At 54.8% G+C, this 18,207-nt stretch carries 16 protein-coding genes; all 16 read left to right on the top strand.

Annotation, left to right across the window (positions count from 1 at the left end; all coding sequences use genetic code 11):
* Positions 1-28: 28 nt before the first annotated feature.
* The 16 genes from AB1644_07720 to AB1644_07795 all read left to right on the top strand — a co-directional run bounded on the left by AB1644_07720 (position 29) and on the right by AB1644_07795 (position 18,198).
* Positions 29-304, top strand: a complete 276-nt coding sequence (locus tag AB1644_07720) for an HU family DNA-binding protein (GenBank protein ID MEW6050932.1) — start codon at positions 29-31, stop codon at positions 302-304.
* 104 nt (positions 305-408) lie between these two features.
* Positions 409-2,712 (top strand): DNA translocase FtsK 4TM domain-containing protein, encoded by a 2,304-nt coding sequence (locus AB1644_07725; GenBank protein MEW6050933.1) that lies wholly within the window; start codon positions 409-411, stop codon positions 2,710-2,712.
* A 27-nt stretch (positions 2,713-2,739) separates the two neighbouring features.
* A complete protein-coding gene (locus AB1644_07730) occupies positions 2,740-3,348 on the top strand; it encodes an outer membrane lipoprotein carrier protein LolA (GenBank protein MEW6050934.1) in 609 nt (202 codons plus the stop codon).
* A 4-nt stretch (positions 3,349-3,352) separates the two neighbouring features.
* Positions 3,353-4,675: a 30S ribosomal protein S12 methylthiotransferase RimO gene (gene rimO, locus AB1644_07735; GenBank protein ID MEW6050935.1), complete on the top strand. Its 1,323-nt coding sequence runs from the start codon at positions 3,353-3,355 to the stop codon at positions 4,673-4,675.
* Positions 4,676-4,678: 3 nt separating this feature from the next.
* The gene (locus tag AB1644_07740) at positions 4,679-5,323 is read left to right on the top strand and encodes a lytic transglycosylase domain-containing protein (protein MEW6050936.1); all 645 of its coding nucleotides are present in this window, start codon (positions 4,679-4,681) and stop codon (positions 5,321-5,323) included.
* On the top strand, positions 5,320-6,255 hold the full coding sequence (bamD, locus tag AB1644_07745; protein ID MEW6050937.1) for an outer membrane protein assembly factor BamD: 936 nt from the start codon (positions 5,320-5,322) through the stop codon (positions 6,253-6,255). The genes AB1644_07740 and bamD overlap by 4 nt, the downstream gene beginning before the upstream one ends.
* Positions 6,224-6,850 carry a nicotinate (nicotinamide) nucleotide adenylyltransferase gene (gene nadD / locus AB1644_07750; GenBank protein ID MEW6050938.1) on the top strand — a complete coding sequence of 209 codons (627 nt, stop codon included), beginning with the start codon at positions 6,224-6,226 and terminating at the stop codon, positions 6,848-6,850. Before bamD ends, nadD begins: the two co-directional genes overlap by 32 nt.
* Positions 6,847-9,570 carry a DNA polymerase I gene (polA, locus tag AB1644_07755; protein MEW6050939.1) on the top strand — a complete coding sequence of 908 codons (2,724 nt, stop codon included), beginning with the start codon at positions 6,847-6,849 and terminating at the stop codon, positions 9,568-9,570. Before nadD ends, polA begins: the two co-directional genes overlap by 4 nt.
* Before the next feature lie 25 nt (positions 9,571-9,595).
* Positions 9,596-10,213 carry a hypothetical protein gene (locus AB1644_07760; GenBank protein MEW6050940.1) on the top strand — a complete coding sequence of 206 codons (618 nt, stop codon included), beginning with the start codon at positions 9,596-9,598 and terminating at the stop codon, positions 10,211-10,213.
* 87 nt (positions 10,214-10,300) lie between these two features.
* On the top strand, positions 10,301-10,894 hold the full coding sequence (gene coaE / locus AB1644_07765; protein ID MEW6050941.1) for a dephospho-CoA kinase: 594 nt from the start codon (positions 10,301-10,303) through the stop codon (positions 10,892-10,894).
* Between the two features lie 82 nt (positions 10,895-10,976).
* Positions 10,977-12,989, top strand: coding sequence for a transketolase (locus tag AB1644_07770; GenBank protein MEW6050942.1), 2,013 nt, complete (start codon positions 10,977-10,979; stop codon positions 12,987-12,989).
* 11 nt (positions 12,990-13,000) lie between these two features.
* Positions 13,001-14,173 (top strand): pyridoxal phosphate-dependent aminotransferase, encoded by a 1,173-nt coding sequence (locus AB1644_07775; protein ID MEW6050943.1) that lies wholly within the window; start codon positions 13,001-13,003, stop codon positions 14,171-14,173.
* A gap of 97 nt (positions 14,174-14,270) precedes the next feature.
* The gene (locus AB1644_07780) at positions 14,271-15,062 is read left to right on the top strand and encodes a C40 family peptidase (protein MEW6050944.1); all 792 of its coding nucleotides are present in this window, start codon (positions 14,271-14,273) and stop codon (positions 15,060-15,062) included.
* Complete coding sequence (locus AB1644_07785; protein MEW6050945.1) at positions 15,062-16,090, top strand: enolase C-terminal domain-like protein; 1,029 nt, start codon at positions 15,062-15,064, stop codon at positions 16,088-16,090. Before AB1644_07780 ends, AB1644_07785 begins: the two co-directional genes overlap by 1 nt.
* Positions 16,077-17,957 carry an N-acetylmuramoyl-L-alanine amidase gene (locus AB1644_07790; GenBank protein ID MEW6050946.1) on the top strand — a complete coding sequence of 627 codons (1,881 nt, stop codon included), beginning with the start codon at positions 16,077-16,079 and terminating at the stop codon, positions 17,955-17,957. Before AB1644_07785 ends, AB1644_07790 begins: the two co-directional genes overlap by 14 nt.
* Positions 17,947-18,198, top strand: coding sequence for a hypothetical protein (locus AB1644_07795; protein MEW6050947.1), 252 nt, complete (start codon positions 17,947-17,949; stop codon positions 18,196-18,198). The genes AB1644_07790 and AB1644_07795 overlap by 11 nt, the downstream gene beginning before the upstream one ends.
* Positions 18,199-18,207 lie beyond the last annotated feature (9 nt).

Here is an 18,207-nt window from a genome sequence, read left to right on the forward strand (position 1 = left end):
AGTCAATCGAACAGGAAAGGGAATTCCTATGACCAAGGATGACATGATAGCCATGATCGCGACCGGCGCCGGTCTTACGCGAAGACAGGCAACACAGGCGCTTGAGACGTTCATGAGCGGGGTGACAGCACAGTTGAAGTCCGGAAGAAAAGTCAGCTTTTCCGGGTTTGGCACCTTCGCGGTGTCCAAACGCAAGGCCCGGACAGGGCGCAATCCGCGCACCGGAGCCCCCATCACCATCCCGGCGTCCAAGGTGCCGGTCTTCCGGGCAGGTACTCGCCTCAAAGAAGCTATCCGAAAATAGGTTCACGTATAGTTGGTCTCGGGCGGGCAGCACATGCGGCCCGCCCATTTGTTTACAGTTTTAATTGCATTTTCGCCGTTCTGACGCCACTTTTGGTACCTGCTATGGCGCGAAAGAAATCTCATAAGGGAAGAAAGACGGTAGCGGCGGTACTGGCGCTGCTGGCCCTGTTTATCCTGATCTCGTTGGTCACCCACCGGGCATCGGATGATGCCTATATTCGCGGCGAGGCGGACTACAACACCAGCCCATATGAATTCAGGTTTGGCAATGAGGCGGGGATGTTCGGGGCCTATTTGTCATACTTGTTATACTTCTTGATAGGCTGGCTCTCGATATTCATTCCGCTGGGGCTGGGTTCGCTGTCATTGCGGCTATTCTCGGAGAAGCTGGCGGAGCGACTCCCCATACGAGTTTCACTGCTCTTTGCGGTGGGCATTATGGGTACTATGATCGTCGACGTCTCGGTCGTAGCAGACGGGACCTCGGGGGAAGGGGATGCGCTGTTCGGCGGTTACACGATTGAGCTCCTTACTCGCATTGCGGTGAAACTCGTCGGTACTATGGGCGCCTACGTGGTTCTGGGAGGAACGATCGGTGTACTCCTCGTTCTGTACACCTATTTCACCCCCATTTTCCTCGGACAGCTGCGCCAGGCGGGCGTATCGCCGCTCAAACGTTTGGGACAATTGATTTTTTCGGGCCTTAAGTCGCTTCTCAGTTTTCGCTGGTTGTTCCGGCGGTCCCGATCGAGAGGCGAACTGCCCGAATCAGCCGCACAGGAGTTCGACAGCTTATTGAACAACGAAATTGCGGCCTCTCGCGCCGAGGTTTCCGAAGCGGCTTTTGAAGCCCAGAAAGAACTGGACATAACCGGGTCCGAGAAGGTCGCGCGCCGGAAGACAACCATGAAAAAGGCCGCCGAACCGGTGCAGATCTCTTCGCTGAATTTCAAATACCCAACCATGGATCTGCTTGAGGAGAATACAAGCGACGGCACAGCCGTAAGTACTGATGAATTAAACGCTACGGCCAGGATGCTTAAAGAAACGCTTGAGACATTCGGCGTATCGATTGAGGGAAATATCGACCGCTATCCGGGACCTATCATAACGCGATACGAGTTCAAGCCTGGGGTCGGTGTGAAGGTCAACCAGATCGTTAACCTCTCCGACGATCTCGCCCTAGCGCTCAAGGCCAAACGAATTCGAATCATAGCCCCCATTCCAGGTAAAGCGGCGGTTGGGGTCGAAATCCCCAATCGCATGCCGCAGAAAGTATTTCTGCGCGACATACTGAGTGCAGACGAATTCAAGAACGCTTCCATCCGCCTGCCGCTGGCGCTCGGCAAGACGATTTCCGGAAAGCCGTTCGTGACGGATCTCACCCGCATGCCGCATCTGCTGATCGCCGGCGCGACCGGGTCGGGGAAATCGGTCTGCATGAACGCGCTGATCACATCTTTGTTGTATCGGCTTCATCCGCTGCAGGTGCGGTTCATATTTGTCGATCCCAAGATGCTCGAACTCTCGGTCTACTCCGGCATTCCACACTTAGGGAGACCGGTGGTGACAACACCCAAGCAGGCCGAGAAGGTGTTTGCCGACACGGTCGCCGAGATGGAGAATCGCTACCGCAAGCTGGCGTCGGCCGGCGTCCGGAATATCGAGGATTTCAACCGTAAGCAACAGGCTGAAGAAACCAAGCTGCCGTATATCGTGCTGTTTGTCGATGAGTTGGCGGACCTGATGATGTCGTCGACTTCGTCCAAAACCGAACTTCTCATCACACGTCTGGCACAAATGGCGCGGGCAGTCGGCATTCATTTGATACTGGCGACCCAGCGCCCCTCGGTTGATGTCATTACCGGTCTCATCAAAGCGAACTTCCCGGCGCGTATAGCGTTTCAGGTTGCCTCAAAAGTGGATTCGCGGACGATCATCGATGCCAACGGCGCCGAGAAATTGCTGGGCTCCGGTGATATGCTGTTTCTGTCGGCTGGGCAGCCTGAACCGATGCGTCTGCATGGTGCGTTCTTGTCCAGCGACGAGACCGACAGAATTGTCACGTTCATTCGCGATCAGGGGATTGGGATGATGCCGCTCGAGGGGATCTCACAGTCCGCGGCTGACAACGGGGACACCGAAGTTGACCTGGGGGACCCGTTGTTCCGCGAGGCATGTGAAGTAGTCGTACGCCACAAGCAGGGCTCGGTATCGCTCTTGCAGAGACGACTTGGCATCGGATACCAGCGCGCCGCCCGTCTGATCGACAAGCTTGAGGAAGCGGGCATTGTGTCGCCGTTCGACGGCTCCAAAGCACGCGAAGTCATAGTCGATCGGAGCTATCTGGAGACCTTGTTCGGCAGCGCTCCGGCTGCTGCTCGGACGGAATCCGAACAGAACTGAGGCCGGTTCCAATCCGTATAACTCAAGATGAGAATCCTCCTCACGATTACATTCTTGTGCCTCGGGCTGGCTGCTCCGTCGTCCGTCGTGGCCGATCAATTCACCGAAATCAAGGCAAGGCTGGCGGAGTCGAACTGCACGCGATTCGAGTTCCGAAGCATTCTGTTTTCATCGATCTTCAAACAGACCGACACGTCCCGTGGAACGGCCTATATTGCCAGAGACGGACGGTACCGGATTAACCTTGGTCCGGATCAGTATGTCAACGATGGTTCGTATCTGTACTCATACAGCCCATCCAGTAACCAGGTGGTGATGCAGAAAGCGGATTCGACGACTGCATTCAGCAAGGAGGTTTCGTACCTGACACGGCTTGACGAATTCTTCAAAACCATTATACTTAAGGCCAATTCTGAATATCGGTTGATTAAATTAACCGATCGAATGCAGAATCTTCCCGATTCGATGAATCTCGTCATCAATAAGAAGGCACGGACAATCGAACGGATCGAGTATTTCGACATAAACGATGAGAAGGTACGGATCGAATTTTTGAAGCAAACGACCGGCAGCGAATGCGATGACAAGCAGTTGGCGCCGGATTTTCCGGATTCCGCAGAACGCGTAAAGCTGTAGCGATATGAAGTTTTTCGTGCATAAGCTGGGGTGTCCTAAGAATGACGTCGACGCCGACTACATCTCGGCGAGGCTCATTGACGAAGGGCATGAACCGGCCGGTTCGCCGGAAGAGGCGGAGTCAATCATCGTCAACACGTGCGGTTTCATCCTGCCCGCCAAGCAGGAGTCCGTCAACGAGCTTCTCCGGCTCGGCCGCCTAAAGAAAAGCGGACAACTGAGAACGCTGTATGCTGCCGGCTGCCTGGCTCAACGGAACGGCGACGAACTTCTGAAGGGGATGCCCGAACTGGACGGCTCGTTCGGTCTCGGAGCACTGGATTCGATTGCCCAGGCAGTGTCGAGTTCCCGGCGCACCGACACAACGGTCAAGATGGAGTCGCGCAAACTCGGATACCTGAGCTGGAAGAACCGATTCATCGCCGACTCACTTCCATATTCGTATCTCAAAATTTCGGACGGCTGTGACCGTGGCTGTACTTACTGTGCCATACCGCTTATGCGTGGGAAATTCCGAAGTCGCCCGATGGAAGGGGTTGTTCGTGAAGCGGAGTATCTGGCGCGAAACGGCAAAAAGGAACTCATTCTGGTATCCCAGGAAGCCACCATGTATGGCTACGGCTTGCCTGGACGGCCAACAATCGTCGACCTCTTGAAAGAGCTGGAGCAAATAGACGGGGTGGAGTGGATTCGGCTCATGTACCTTCACCCGGCAATGCTCGATGATAAAGTCATCAATTACCTGCTTTCTGGAACGAAGACGTTGCCATATTTCGATCTGCCCCTGCAGCATGTCAACAGCGCGCTCCTCAGGAACATGCACAGGCAGATCGACAGGCCAGGCATCCAGCGATTACTCTCGAACATTCGTGACAAAGGTGCGCCTGCAACCATCCGGACCACCTTCATAGTCGGGTTCCCCGGCGAGACAGAGGTGCAATTCGAGGAGCTTCGCGACTTTATTGCCGATCAGCAGTTCGATCGTTTGGGTGTGTTTACATACTCCCGGGAAGATGACACACCGGCGGCTCAACTCGCTGGGCAGGTCCCTGAAGAAACGAAAGTACGAAGAATGGACGAATTGATGACGGTCCAGAGGGACATTGCGTTCGCCAATAATCAGGCACTTATCGGAAGCGAGTTAGCCGTTGTGATCGACTCCGTTACAGCAGAAGGCGCCGGCACGGGGCGTACGAAGGCGGATTGCCCCGACATCGACCAGGAAGTTACGGTGCGGGGTCACGATCTCAAGACAGGCGATATCGTGAAGGTAAAGATCGACAGGGTCGAGGGATATGATCTTGTGGGAACTGTTATTGCGGGGTGAGCCATGATACACTTTGAGAAACTGGGCATCTATCTGTCCAAGCCGGTAGCATTCATTCTGTTGCTCATTTATCTGGTCCAGTCGTCCCTGGCGCTATATCTGGTGAAGAACAAGTTCGATCTGGAGAAACAGGTATCCTTTCAACAGAAGAAGATTACCGAGCTGGAAGAAAAATTGCAGTTGTACAAAGCGATCGAGGATTTTCAGATCGGGTTTACACCCGATGAAGTGGGGAACCTTACCAATGTCATTTATAGCGAGAGCAAGAAGTACAGCTACGACCCGCTGTTCATCGTGTCGATAATCATCGCCGAATCCTCGTTCAAGAAACACCAGGTATCCGAAAAGGGCGCCTCCGGGTTGATGCAGCTCAAACCGTCGACCGGCGCCGATGCCGCTACGCGTGCAGGTGTGCCGTGGGTCGGAGCCCCCACGCTGTTCGAGTCGGAAGCGAACATCAAGCTGGGCACCTATTATCTGTTCGAGCAGATTCTGAAACACCGGGACCTGAAAAAGGCGCTTATCGCGTATAATATCGGCGAGACAAAACTGCGCGGCATCATGAGACAGAACCTGCCGCTTCCCCGTCAGTATGTTGAGAAGGTGATGCAGACGTACAAGATGCTAAAGGAGACCTACCGGGCGTGACGAAACTCAGCCATTCGATTCAGGTACTGCTTCTCGTGGGGGCAGCGATGATTATGTTCGCCGGGTGCGGCGGTAAGACAACGCTTGTCAGTCAACAACCGGACGAGTTATTCAAAATCGGCAAAGAGAAGTATGATCACAAGAAGTATCTCGGCGCAATTGAGGCATTTCAGTCGGTCATCTACAATTTCCCGGGCAATTCGATTGTCGATACGGCTCAGTACTATCTGGCACTCTCGTATTATGGGAACAAGGACTATGCGCTCGGCGGGGTGGAGTTCAATCGCCTGCTGGTCAATTACCCGGCCTCCGTGTACGCGCCGCACGCGCAATTCATGAAGGCCGTGTGCGCGTTCGAGTCGACGCCCAGGAGTTCAGGTCTTGACCAGACTGAACTCGAGGATGCCATAAGGCAATTCGAGGAGTTTCTGGTCGATCGCCCGGAATCAGTGCTGGCACCTGACGTGAAAAAATACCTGGTTCTTGCTCGCACTCGCATGGCCCAGAAATACTATAACAGCGGAGTCGTGTATTCCAATACCGGCGCGGCCGACGCCGCCAAGCGATATTATCAGAAAGTGGCGGATGATTACACCGACACCGAATACGCACCCTTGGCGATTTTCAATATCGCGCGTGAAGAGTACAAGCAGCGACATTTCGACGAAGCCCGGCAGAAGTTCGAGGGGTTCCAGAAGGCATTTCCAGACCATGCGTTGACGCCAAAAGCGGCCGACTTGGCGGTCACCAGCGCCTTCAAGAGCGGCGAAGAGTCCTTTCGAAAGGGGGACATGGCGGCGGCGCGCGAGAAGTTTGAACGATTCGTGAAGGACTATTCCCAGGATAAGCGCGTCAAGAAAGCCGACGAATACCTGCAGAAGATTGGCGAACGGGTGCTCAGTGACTCAACCGGCGTCAAAACTGACTCCTGAAACCGGCGGCAGCTGGGGTTTGTTCGGAGGGGCGTTCGACCCGGTCCATTTGGGGCATCTGGCGCTCGCCCGCGACATGACGAAATCGCAGCACCTTTCAGGTATTCTGTTTATCCCGTCGTTTGACCCTCCACATCGCAAGGAGCCCTGCTTTGCCCCGTTCGATCAGCGACTCGATATGCTGCAAGTTGCTCTGGCTGAGCACCCGGCGTATGACGTCAGCACTGTCGAAGCGGAAATGGCTGAACCGAGCTACACGCTCAACGTGGTGCGCACACTCAAAAAGCGATACCCGGCGACCCGGTTTCATCTTATTCTGGGTGCTGACAACCTGGCCAAGTTCAGCAGTTGGTATCGACCCGATGAGATACTCAAGGAGATAGATCTGCTGGTGGGGGCACGTCCGGGGTTCGACAAACCATTACCGCTCCCGGCGCCGATTGAACGCGTAACATATGTGTCCGCAAGTCTTGTCGATGTCTCCTCGAGCCAGATTCGCAAGTTCGTTGCGGCAGGCGCCTCGCTTGGTCAACTCACGGCACTGGTTCCGGGAGTAGTAGCGGAGATGATCATTACACGCGGTTTATATCGATGACAACAGGTAAAAAGAGACGCATATATCTTATCGATGGTTCCGCGGTGTTCTATCGTGCCTATTTTGCACTGATTCGCAACCCGCTCATCAACTCCAAAGGAGAGGACACCTCGGCGACCTTTGGATTCGTGAATTCGCTGCTGAAGATCCTCCGCGACGAGAACCCTGACGCCGTGGCAGTCGTATTCGATTCAAAGCACCCCACTTTCCGTCATGAACGTTATCCTGAATACAAGTCGACTCGGGCCAAAATGCCCGAGGAGTTGGTAGCGCAATTGCCGCGGATCCATGCGGCGGTGGAGGCGCTCAACCTGCCCAAGTTTGAACTGAAAGGGTTCGAGGCCGACGATATCATCGGTACCCTGGCACGAGCGGCCGAAAGGGCCGGCTATGAGGTCTGGTGCGTGACCGGTGACAAGGATTATTTCCAATTGGTGTCGGACCAGATCAAGATATACAATCCAAAGAAGGTCTCAGAAGCTCCGGAGCGGATGGGGAGAGACGAGGTGAAGGCCAAGTTCGGTGTTTATCCCGAATTGGTGATCGACAAACTCGCCTTGATGGGGGACAGCTCCGATAACGTCCCAGGCGTGCCGGGTGTGGGTCCCAAGTCGGCGGACATTCTGCTGGAACAGTTTGGCAGCCTGGAGGCGATCCTGTCACGGCATGCTGAAATCAAGGCCAAAGGTCTTCGCGAGAAGATCGCGGCTAATATCGAATCCGCCATGCTTTCAAAAGAACTTGTCACAATTGATACCAACGTGCCCATACCGTTCGATCTGGCTGCGCTGGATCGCAAACCGATCAATTATGAGGCCACGAAGAAGCTGTTTCTTGAACTGGAGTTTTCGAATCTGCTCAAACAGATCGGCGTGGAAAGCGCCTCAATTGCGAGCGAGCAAGGCGTGTCCACTGCGGAAGCGGATTACAGGACGGTGACTTCACTCGACGAATTGCGTCAATTGATCGAGGCGCTTTCGGCCGCTCGTGAAATTGCTGTAGACACGGAAACAACTTCTGTTGACGCGCTCCAGGCTAAGCTTGTGGGCGTCTCTTTGTCAAGCAAAGCCGGGAGCGGATACTATATCCCGCTGGGCCATACTCAAGATTCCAGCCAGAATCTGCCGGTCGCGGAGGCAATCTCCCTGTTGAAAAAGCTGCTTGAGAACCCTGATGTCCAAAAAGTGGGACAGAATGTTAAATACGACTATGAAGTGCTCCACAGACACGGAATTGATATTACTCCCGTCTCTTTCGACACCATGCTGGCATCGTACGTTCTGAATCCGTCTGGACGGCAACACTCTCTTGACTTCCTGGCACTTAAGCATCTGGACCACCAGATGCAGCCGATCACCGACTTGATCGGGAGCGGCAAGGGGCAAAAAACCTTCGATTCGGTCGGCGTAAAGGCGGCCACGTACTACTCAAGCGAAGATGCCGATTACACATTTCGCCTTCGCGGAATCCTCGCGCCGCAGATCGATCAGTTTGAGTTGAATAACCTGTATTACAATGTCGAACTGCCGCTCATCAAGGTGCTGGCGACCATGGAAGAAGCAGGTGTCAGGGTGGACGAGTCGTTTCTGGCCACGCTGTCTGGTGAGATGGAAAACCGGCTGCACGAACTGACCAGAGAGATATTCAAAATCGCCGGTGGTGAGTTCAATATCAATTCCACCCAACAGCTTTCACACATTCTGTTTGATAAACTCGGACTCAAACCAAGAGGGAAGACTGCCAAGAAGACAGGTTACTCGACCGATGTCTCCGTGCTTGAAGAACTGGCCAAGCTGCATCCGTTTCCGGCTCTTATCCTCCAGTATCGGCAGGTGGGCAAACTTAAAAACACGTACGTCGATGCCATACCGCGCATGATCAACTCCGAAACCGGACGCGTGCACACGTCGTTCAATCAAACGATCGCTGCCACCGGACGGCTGTCCTCGACCGACCCAAATCTGCAGAACATTCCGGTCCGGACGGAAGAAGGGCGGGAGATTCGCAAGGCGTTCATTCCACGCGACACTGAGCACGTGTTGTTGTCGGCCGACTATTCGCAGGTAGAGCTCAGGATCCTGGCCCACTATGCCGATGACCGCGGCCTGATTGAGGCGTTCAAGCGGGGTGAAGATATTCACTCGCGGACGGCGGCGGAGGTCTTTGGCGTGGATATTGAAGAAGTCACTTCCGCTCAGCGCCGGGTCGCCAAGACCTGCAACTTCGCCATCATCTACGGGGTCACGGCGTACGGCCTGACCCAGCAAACGCAGATGACGGTGAGTGAAGCGCAGCAGTTCATCGACACGTACCTGGCGCGGTATCCGGGGATAAAAACGTACATGGAGTCCACTAAGGAGTCTGCCCGCGAAAAGGGGTACGTAACCACCATGTTCAACCGCCGGCGGTATCTACCGGAGATCAACGATAAGAACTTTGCCGTCAGGCAGTTCGCGGAGCGGACGGCCATCAATACACCTATTCAGGGGACAGCAGCTGACATTATCAAGGTGGCAATGCTGCATATCCACGAAAAACTTGCGAAACTACACACAAAAATGGTTTTGCAGGTGCACGACGAGTTGGTGTTCGACGTCTATAAGGGTGAACTCGATGAAGTTCGCGAGCTGGTCCGCGATGGCATGGAAAAGGCGGTCAAGCTCAAAGTCCCGCTGGTGGCGGACATCAGTGTCGGGGACAACTGGCTCGAAGCGAAATAAAGGAGCAGTAGTAAGGGGGTGAAGCATGATACGATTCTGGATAACCATCGCGCTGTGCGCAGCGGCTGTGGCTGTCTCCGCTCAGGATAATTGGCGGAGCGACACGTCTCTCCGTGTCATTCCCCAGCTGGAACCCAAGAACCAGCTGGCAGTTGGCATTGGATTCCCAATTGATGAAGTCAAGAGTACCGTACAGGTCGCGGCGCAGTACTTTCGCTATCTTGCAGATATCTTCGCTCTCAAAGCAGAGCTTGGATACGTTCCGAATACCAGTTATGACCGTGGCGCGCACGCCAGCACTGTCTCGCTCGGCGTCGGATTTCGACTGCAAATGCCGACCCGTATCATCGGGATGTTCCTGGATGGCAGCGTCGAAACAAGCAGCATTTTCGCAGTTGAAAGAGGTCGAGAATTTAGGGCGAGTCGAACCGGTGTCGGCTTGGCTCTCGGCTGGTCGGCGGGTCCTGTTAAGCGATATCGGCTTGATTTTGGTATTAGCGGCAGTCTCAACCACGTCGGTTATACCTACCATGTCGACATGATCCCTGAGTCGGGGCCAAGCTACGATATGCCGAGTACGGACAATTCTAGTGATCTCTACAACAGAGCATACTGGTTTGTCCGTCTGCGGCGAGGCATTTGACTGCTGAGCCAGGGGCAAATTCACTGTCCTGACTGCATGCTGCGGATTGACCTTGTTGAGCAACGAAACAATCACTTAGATTCAACCATGCTCCTCGGTATCACCGGACAGATCGGCAGCGGGAAATCATCGGTCGCGGCTGTCTTCGCGCACCTTGGCACTTATGTCATTGATGCGGACCGGATCGGCCGAAATGTTGTCGAGCGTGATCCGAAGCTGCAGAAACGACTCGTCCGAGCGTTTGGCCCGGAAATTCTGCGGGGCGGGAAATCACTCGATCGAAAGCGACTGGCGGCATTGGCATTTGCATCGCCGGCTGCCAAAAAGAGACTCGATGAACTGGTGCATCCATATCTCCTGCGTGAACTTCGACAAGAAACCAAGCGGTCACTGAAAGCCGGTTTGGTGGTCGTGATTGATGCCGCGTTGTTACTCGACTGGGGTATGGACAAGGAGGTTGACCGTGTTATCCTCGTGCATGCATCGCGCCGTCTGCGCATGGCCCGTCTGGTCGCGCGCGGCATAGCTCTTGCAGATGCCAGAGCGCGTGAACAGGCACAGTTGCCGTACGAAACCTATCTCCAACGCTCCCATCACGTTATTTTCAACAGCGGCACCAAGGCTGAACTCAGAAGAAAAGCCACGCGTCTTTGGCACCGCCTGATCAGCCAATCCCGTTGACAGAACGTCAGTTATTGAGCTAATTGAGTCGATGAAGGGTGGACGAACCACCCAATGTTGCTTACTAGCGAGGCAGGAATCGGTGCCATTGGTTGACTCGATTACAAACGCGACAATCCGCGACTACACCATAGCCGAGCTTGAAGAGCGGGCGAACTACATGCGGGGGCTCAACGAGATAGCCCTCTGTTCCGCCGGCTCCGGCCATTCCGGGGGCACGCTCTCGGTCATGGATATTGCGGCGGCGTTGTATCTCAGGGTGGCTCGCCACAATCCCCGGGATCCGTTTTGGGGGGACCGTGACCGGATCGTCTGGTCGGCAAATCATAAAGCGCCGGCGCTCTATGTGGCGCTCGCCGTTTCGGGCTATTTCCACGAAAAAGAGCTGATGAAACTCCGGATGCTGGGTTCCCCATTTCAGGGTCATCCGCACTGGCGTGATCTACCGGGCGTAGAAATCTCCGGCGGTTCGCTGGGGCAGGGGTTTTCCGTTGCGGTTGGATTTGCCCTCGCGGCCAAACTTGACGGCAAAGCGCATCGAGTGTTCGTCATTTCTACCGACGGCGAGCAGCAGGAGGGCTCGGTCTGGGAAGCGGCCATGAGCGCGTCACACTACCATCTCGACAATCTGATCCTTATTATCGACTGCAACAGCCTTCAGATCGACGGCGCCGTCAAGGATGTTATGAATATCGAGCCCTTGGCAGCCAAGTATCAGGCGTTCGGATGGCATGTTGAAGAGATCGACGGGCACAACATGTCGCAGATTGTCGAAGCGCTGGAAACCGCCCGCAACAAGAACGGGACTGGCAGGCCGGTCGTTATCATATGCCACACGGTGAAGGGGAAGGGAGTCTCCTTCATGGAGAACGTTGTCGCCTGGCATGGGAAACCGCCGAACCGGCAACAGATAGACCAAATACTGGCTGAACTTCACCTTGCCGATTCGCTTCATGTCGAACGCCTTCTCGATTTTGGAAAGCAGTATCAACTTCTGGTAGAGAATGAGCTTGCCTCAGACCTTCCTGCATATTCCAGGGACTTCTGGTGGAATAGTTCGGACTACATGAAAGTGGAAATGGACCCCACCAGAATGGGATTCGGACGAGCACTCGATAAGTGCGGTGATAATGAGAGGATCGTCTGCCTCGGTGCCGACATCTCGGACTCGATCTGTATCAGCGATTTTTACAGGAATCACCCGGGACGAAAGCGACGTTTCATTTCCATCGGCGTTGCTGAGCAGAACGCGACGACCATAGCGGCCGGACTGGCCAAAGAAGGAAAACTGCCGGTGTTTGGCACATACGGCGTCTTTGCGTCGGCGCGCAACCTTGACCAGGTACGAATTTCCGTCTGTTATGCCAATCTGAACGTTCTTATCGCCGGAGCACACGGCGGGATTTCGGTTGGTCCGGACGGCGCCACGCACCAGGAGCTTGAGGCATTGTTCCAAATGTGCGGACTCCCGAACATGCACGTGGGGGTGCCGTGCGACGCCATCGAAACTGAAAAAATGACTAAGGCACTGTTGTTCGATATCGAGGGACCCAAGTACCTTCGGTTTGCCCGCGAAGCAACTCCGGTCATCACGCGACCGGATAGCCCGTTCCGCTTTGGCGAAGCGAATATCTATCGCTTCCGCAAAGAGACATCGCATTTTGTCGATGCTTTCGATCTGTACCTGTCGTCAGAGTATCAGGACGAACATGAAACGCTGACTATCATTGCCTGTGGACCGGAGGTGGCCGAGGCGCTGCGCGCAGCCTATATTCTCAAAACCGATCGGAACATCGAAACGCGTATCATAAATGTGCATACGGTCAAACCGCTCGATCGTCACGCCATACTCAGAGCGGCAGGCGAGACTCAGGTGATTGTCACGGCCGAGGAGCATCAGGTGGGAGGCTTGGGCAACCAGATAGCTGCCGTTATCCTCGGGGAAAATTCATTGAGGACTAAGCCGCAATTCGGCATGATTGGCGTACAGGACCGCTTCGGTGAATCCGGCCAACCGTGGCAGTTGATCAAGCGCTTCGGTGTCGCGGCCGAGCATATCGCCCAGAAAGCAATTGAACTTTTGAGTATACAATAGGGAACAGGTCCATGAAATACACTGAACGGATCATGAAGCTTGAATCTGAGGGCGCCTATGTCGTGCTTGCCAAAGCCAAGGCGATGGAGCGCCAGGGGAAGTCGATCATTCACCTCCAGATTGGCGAACCGGATTTCGAAACCCCTCGGAACATCATTGATGCGGCCGTCAAAGCAATGCAAAGCGGTCAAACACATTACGCACCATCGGCGGGAATACCGGAAGCTCGCGAAGCAGCGGCAGAATACTTGAGCAAGACGCGCGGCATCAGTGTGAAGCCCGAGCAGGTAGTCGTCATGCCCGGAGCGAAGCCGTTCATATTCTGTGGGGTGATGTCGTTGGTCAACGAAGGAGATGAGGTGATCGTGCCGAACCCCGGCTATCCGCCGTATCGGGCGGTGGTTAAGTTCGTCGGTGGGAAGCCGGTCCCGGTCCGGTTGCGCGAGGAGAATGACTTTCGATTCAAAATCGACGAGTTTCGCAGGCTCATCACACCAAAGACACGAATGGTGATTCTCAATTCTCCCTGCAATCCTACTGGCGGAGTACTGACCAGTGAGGACCTTGAGGCCATTTACGCCGAGGCAAAGAAACACGACTTCTGGATCCTGTCCGATGAGATCTACTCCCGAATGATTTACGAGGGGGAATTCCATTCCATTGCCTCGATCCCGGGCGCCATGGAGCGGACTATCTGTATCGACGGCATGTCAAAGACGTACGCCATGACCGGGTGGCGGCTTGGGTTTGCCGCGATGCCCGAAAAGCTGGCACAGTATTTCTTTACGCTGGCGATCAACAATTTCTCGACCACGGCGACATTCTCGCAATGGGGCATGGTGGAAGGCCTTAGGGGTCCCCAGGGCGCTGTTGACAATATGATCTCGGAGTTTCGCCGTCGCCGCGAGGTCATTGTCGATGGGTTAAATGCCATTGAGGGGATCACCTGCAAGAAACCACAAGGGGCGTTCTATGTGTTCCCCAATATCACCGGAACCGCTCTGAAGTCACAGCAGTTTGCCGATATGATGCTGGAAGAGGCCGGTGTGGCGTGCCTTTCCGGCACCGCCTTCGGCGAGTACGGTGAGGGGTACATTCGGTTCTCATACGCTAATTCAATTGAAAATATCAAAGAGGCGCTAGCGAGGATCAAACGGGTACTTGCGGGGGTGAAGCAGCACTGAACGCCATACGCAGATTGGGCTTTCAAGGCCGGGCGCCAGTGCCCGGCCGTTTCCTTTTTTGTTGCCGCTTTGACCAACAGTTCCTAAGATAGACTTTATGAAATATGCCTACGTAACGACCAACCTGATCGACCTATGGGCCGAGCCGCGCTACAATTCCGAGCGTGCCAGCCAGCTTCTGTTTGCCGAATTGGTGACCTGGGCGGACGAGCAGGATGGCTTCGCGCGGGTACGGCAGGTTGACGGCTACACCGGTTGGGTGGATGCTCGTTTCCTTCAGGGAATCGACTGCGAGGCGTACGAGAAGTACGGGAGGGCAGCGACCTGGGTTGTCTCGGCAGTGCAAACGCCAATAATGGGCGTACGGAAGGGCGTTCCAATGGCGCCGCATTATCTCTACCATGGTACGAGAATTCTCATCAAACGCTCGCGGTCCCTGTGGTCGAAAGGCCTTTTGCCGGATGAAGCGGTGTTTCTCGTGAAGTCGACGGCTGTAGCACCTTCGCCGGTCAAATCTGTTGGTCTCGTAGCAAAGATCGTTAGAGAGTCACACAAATTCCTTGGTGTCCCGTACCTGTGGGGCGGTGTCAGCCCCGCCGGATTCGACTGTTCTGGATTTGTGCGTGCAGTGTTCGGTCGATTCGGAGTCTACCTCCCGCGCGACACCAAGGACCAGATCAACGCCGGCTCACCGGTGACTCGCGACGAAGTCAGGGCAGGCGACCTCCTCTTTTTCAAACGCCACGTGGGAATTGCCCTCGACAATAAGCGTCTGATCCACGCCTCACTCGCGGGCGGCGGCGTGCGGATCAATTCCCTCGATGCGAATGACCCGGACTATCGCGCCGACCTGGGTCGGGATTTCAACCAGGCACGGAGAGTCCTGTAATGGAAATCAACGTCGCCCGAGTGGCGCTGCCACTGAAGAAGCGATTTGCCGTTGCGAAGGGTTCGGCAGAGGTCAAGACCAACGTTCTCACGATCCTTAACAACCGGTACAGCGGCGAAGCTTCCGGCTCAGTCTACTACGGCCCCCCGGTTGAGTTGATCGAGGTCGATATCCGTAAGGGTATCGAGTTTATCAAATGGCTGCCGCGTATCGATGTCTCCACCCTGAATTCAATCACGTGTCTCGACATTTTGCCAATCGCCCGTTCCGCCTTGATGGGGATGGTACTTAATGCGATATCGGGAGAAAGCGGACGATACCCTTGGGAAATTCTGGGGCTCGGCACGCCGGTTGGCATACGAAGTTCCCTGACGATCGGCATCGACACACACGAAGTCATGAAGAAGGCCATTCTCGAAAGCCCGCATGCCATCATCAAGTTGAAGTTGGGTCATGAACAGGACTGTGAACTGCTCGACGTCATCAAGGCTGTGACCGACAAAGAGATTCGGGTTGATGCCAACGGCGGTTGGACGTGCGCGAAGGCCGAAGAAATGATCTACTATCTGGGAAAGGCCGGTGTGACGATCGTGGAACAGCCGACCGAGCCGGAGTATTCGTCGGAATGGCCGCATTTGAAAAAAGCCTCACCGTCAGTCGAGCTGATAATCGATGAAGGACTGAATCGACTTGAAGACTACGATCAGTTCAAGGACTCCATCGATGGCGTCAATATCAAGATGGAAAAGTGCGGCGGGATTCTGGAAGGTATCAGGATTGCCCGCCAGGCCAGAACCGACAAGAAGAAGGTAATGCTCGGCTGCATGGTGGAATCATCGATAGGGATTGCCCAGTCGGTGTACATGTCGTCGCTCGCGGACTATTGCGATCTCGATGGCCCACTCCTTCTTGAGAACGATATCGCCAGCGGCATCGTGTATCAACGTGAGTATATCAAAGTGGATCGCGAAATCATCGGCGGACCAAAACTCAAACGCGACCTGTTTGACAAATATGTCCAGACATAGCCGTTATAAGATTATCACATCATCGGTAGTTCTTGTGGTCGCTCAGCTCTTAGCCGGGCGGTTAATGGCTGAGCCGCAGGCCATCACGATCATCTATCCGAAACCGGACCAGACCGTGGCGGCGGTCGATTCGACGTTTATCCTCGGGCATCTGCCAGAATCTATGCTGGAACAGATCAAAGAGATCGGCCTTCTGGTGAATGGAATCGCCACGCCAGTCCATCCTGACGGCGGCTTTATCGCATACGTGCTGCTACAGCCGGGGGATTTTGTTTTCCAGGTAGAGGCATTCCACAAGAAAGACCTTGCCGGCAAAAAGCGCCCGACCGGCCAGCCGCTTGCATTTGGCTCTGTTATCGTCAAAGTCCTCAAGCCGCTCAGATCGTTGCCGATGGACACACTTCAAATTGCCGGCGAATATGCTGCTCCGAAAGGTGACCTTGCGCTATCAACTGGGGATCGACTGGAAGTGGGGTTCCACGGCACTCCCGGTGGGATCGCCTGGTTCTCGATACCCAAGGTTGTCGATTCGGTGCCGATGGCTGAACGAGAGCCGCAAATCCAGCCATACTGGGGCGAGGCCCTCTTTGGTGCCGGCGCGGTCCCTGAATCGCTGCTCGTGCGCGGCATTTATTCCGGACATTATGACATACCATGTTCGGTGAGCACTGATGCAGGCCGCATTATATATCATCTGGCGTCGTCACGAAAGGGCCAGGCTGCCGTTACGGGCGAGAGCGATTATAAAATATCCCTCAACAGCAAGCAGTTTCCTGTTACAGTACGTTTTGTCGATTCCATTACCACCGTTCGGTTGGAACCTTCACAAGGATACTTCGCTATTTTTCAACCCAAAGGGGTAGAGGCGCTGGCCGTAGGAGCGGAGGGGGATTGGTATCGCCTGCAATTTTCAGGAGTATGCCACGGTTGGGTTGAGAAGAAAGCCGTAGAGCTTTTGCCTCAAGGAATTTTGCCGCCACACTCCTATGTGCGGTCGGTCAGGACATTCGGCTTTCCGGATAGTGTCGTGATTGAGTTCCCCTTGTCCGGTGTCCATCCGTTTCGCGTGATAGAGGATGATCTGAGAACGCTCCGTGTCCAGTTGTTCGGCGTGACCTCCAACACCGACTGGATTCGTTATGACTTCGCCGATACGCTCATTGACATTGCGACCTGGTCACAGCCGGACGACGGCCTGTATGAGTTCTGTATTAAACTCACCCAGGATTTGTGGGGATACGATTGCTACTATCGCGGTAACACGTTCTGCCTGGAACTCCGAAAGCCACCTGCAGATCTCGAAACTTTGCGCGGAAAGCGTATTGTGCTGGATCCGGGTCACTCCAAGGACCCGGGCGCAACCGGGCCGACAGCTTATACTGAAGCAGAAGCAAACCTAGCCTTGGCAAAAGTAGTCAGGGATGTCCTGGTAGCGCACGGGGCGACCGTAGTGCTAACGCGCGATGACGACAGAAATCTGCCTTTGGCTGATCGGCCGGTGGTAGCTAAAGCGAACCACGCCGACATCTTCGTCTCCATTCACAACAACGCGCTTCCCGATGGCGTGAATCCGTTCGTCAACAATGGCGTCTCCACCTATTACTATCATCCGCATTCCATCGATCTGGCCAGAGCTGTCCAACAGGAGATGATCAAGGTCACCGGGCTTCGAGATTACGGGCTCTATCACGGCAACCTGGCAGTGAACCGGCCAACTCAATACCCTGCTATCCTCGTCGAATGTGCGTTCATCATTCTGCCGGAACAGGAGGCGCTGCTCAAGACGGACAAATACCGGCGAGCGGTAGCGCGTGGGATCACCGACGGCATCGAAGCTTTCTTGAAGGGGTATGGCAATGGGCGATGAACAAGGCGGAGCACCAAAGCCGACCCAGCCGTACTGGCTGGTGTATCTCGCAGCTCTTCTATCCGGCTTGTTGATGCTCGCTCAGGCAATGCACTATTATCCCGCCACCAAGATCACCGCCAAACTTGGAGTAGCGTTGATTTATTCTGCGATTGCTCTGTTTATCGGTAACGGCCGCCCGGCCGGCTTCATCGCTACGACGATCATCTGGGTGGCAGTGATAGTCAGTCTTCTGGTCTAAAATCGAGAA

The organism is Candidatus Zixiibacteriota bacterium, from assembly GCA_040753875.1.
Taxonomy (GTDB): domain Bacteria; phylum Zixibacteria; class MSB-5A5; order GN15; family FEB-12; genus DATKJY01.

Bases quoted from the DNA above. Each gene is read 5' to 3' on its own strand.
- AB1644_07740 (MEW6050936.1), top strand. From the start codon at position 4,679: ATGATACACTTTGAGAAACTGGGCATCTATCTGTCCAAGCCGGTAGCA.
- AB1644_07795 (MEW6050947.1), top strand. From the start codon at position 17,947: ATGGGCGATGAACAAGGCGGAGCACCAAAGCCGACCCAGCCGTACTGG.
- AB1644_07785 (MEW6050945.1), top strand. From the start codon at position 15,062: ATGGAAATCAACGTCGCCCGAGTGGCGCTGCCACTGAAGAAGCGATTT.
- AB1644_07780 (MEW6050944.1), top strand. From the start codon at position 14,271: ATGAAATATGCCTACGTAACGACCAACCTGATCGACCTATGGGCCGAG.
- AB1644_07760 (MEW6050940.1), top strand. From the start codon at position 9,596: ATGATACGATTCTGGATAACCATCGCGCTGTGCGCAGCGGCTGTGGCT.
- polA (MEW6050939.1), top strand. From the start codon at position 6,847: ATGACAACAGGTAAAAAGAGACGCATATATCTTATCGATGGTTCCGCG.
- rimO (MEW6050935.1), top strand. From the start codon at position 3,353: ATGAAGTTTTTCGTGCATAAGCTGGGGTGTCCTAAGAATGACGTCGAC.
- coaE (MEW6050941.1), top strand. From the start codon at position 10,301: ATGCTCCTCGGTATCACCGGACAGATCGGCAGCGGGAAATCATCGGTC.
- AB1644_07790 (MEW6050946.1), top strand. From the start codon at position 16,077: ATGTCCAGACATAGCCGTTATAAGATTATCACATCATCGGTAGTTCTT.
- AB1644_07730 (MEW6050934.1), top strand. From the start codon at position 2,740: ATGAGAATCCTCCTCACGATTACATTCTTGTGCCTCGGGCTGGCTGCT.
- AB1644_07775 (MEW6050943.1), top strand. From the start codon at position 13,001: ATGAAATACACTGAACGGATCATGAAGCTTGAATCTGAGGGCGCCTAT.
- AB1644_07720 (MEW6050932.1), top strand. From the start codon at position 29: ATGACCAAGGATGACATGATAGCCATGATCGCGACCGGCGCCGGTCTT.
- AB1644_07725 (MEW6050933.1), top strand. From the start codon at position 409: ATGGCGCGAAAGAAATCTCATAAGGGAAGAAAGACGGTAGCGGCGGTA.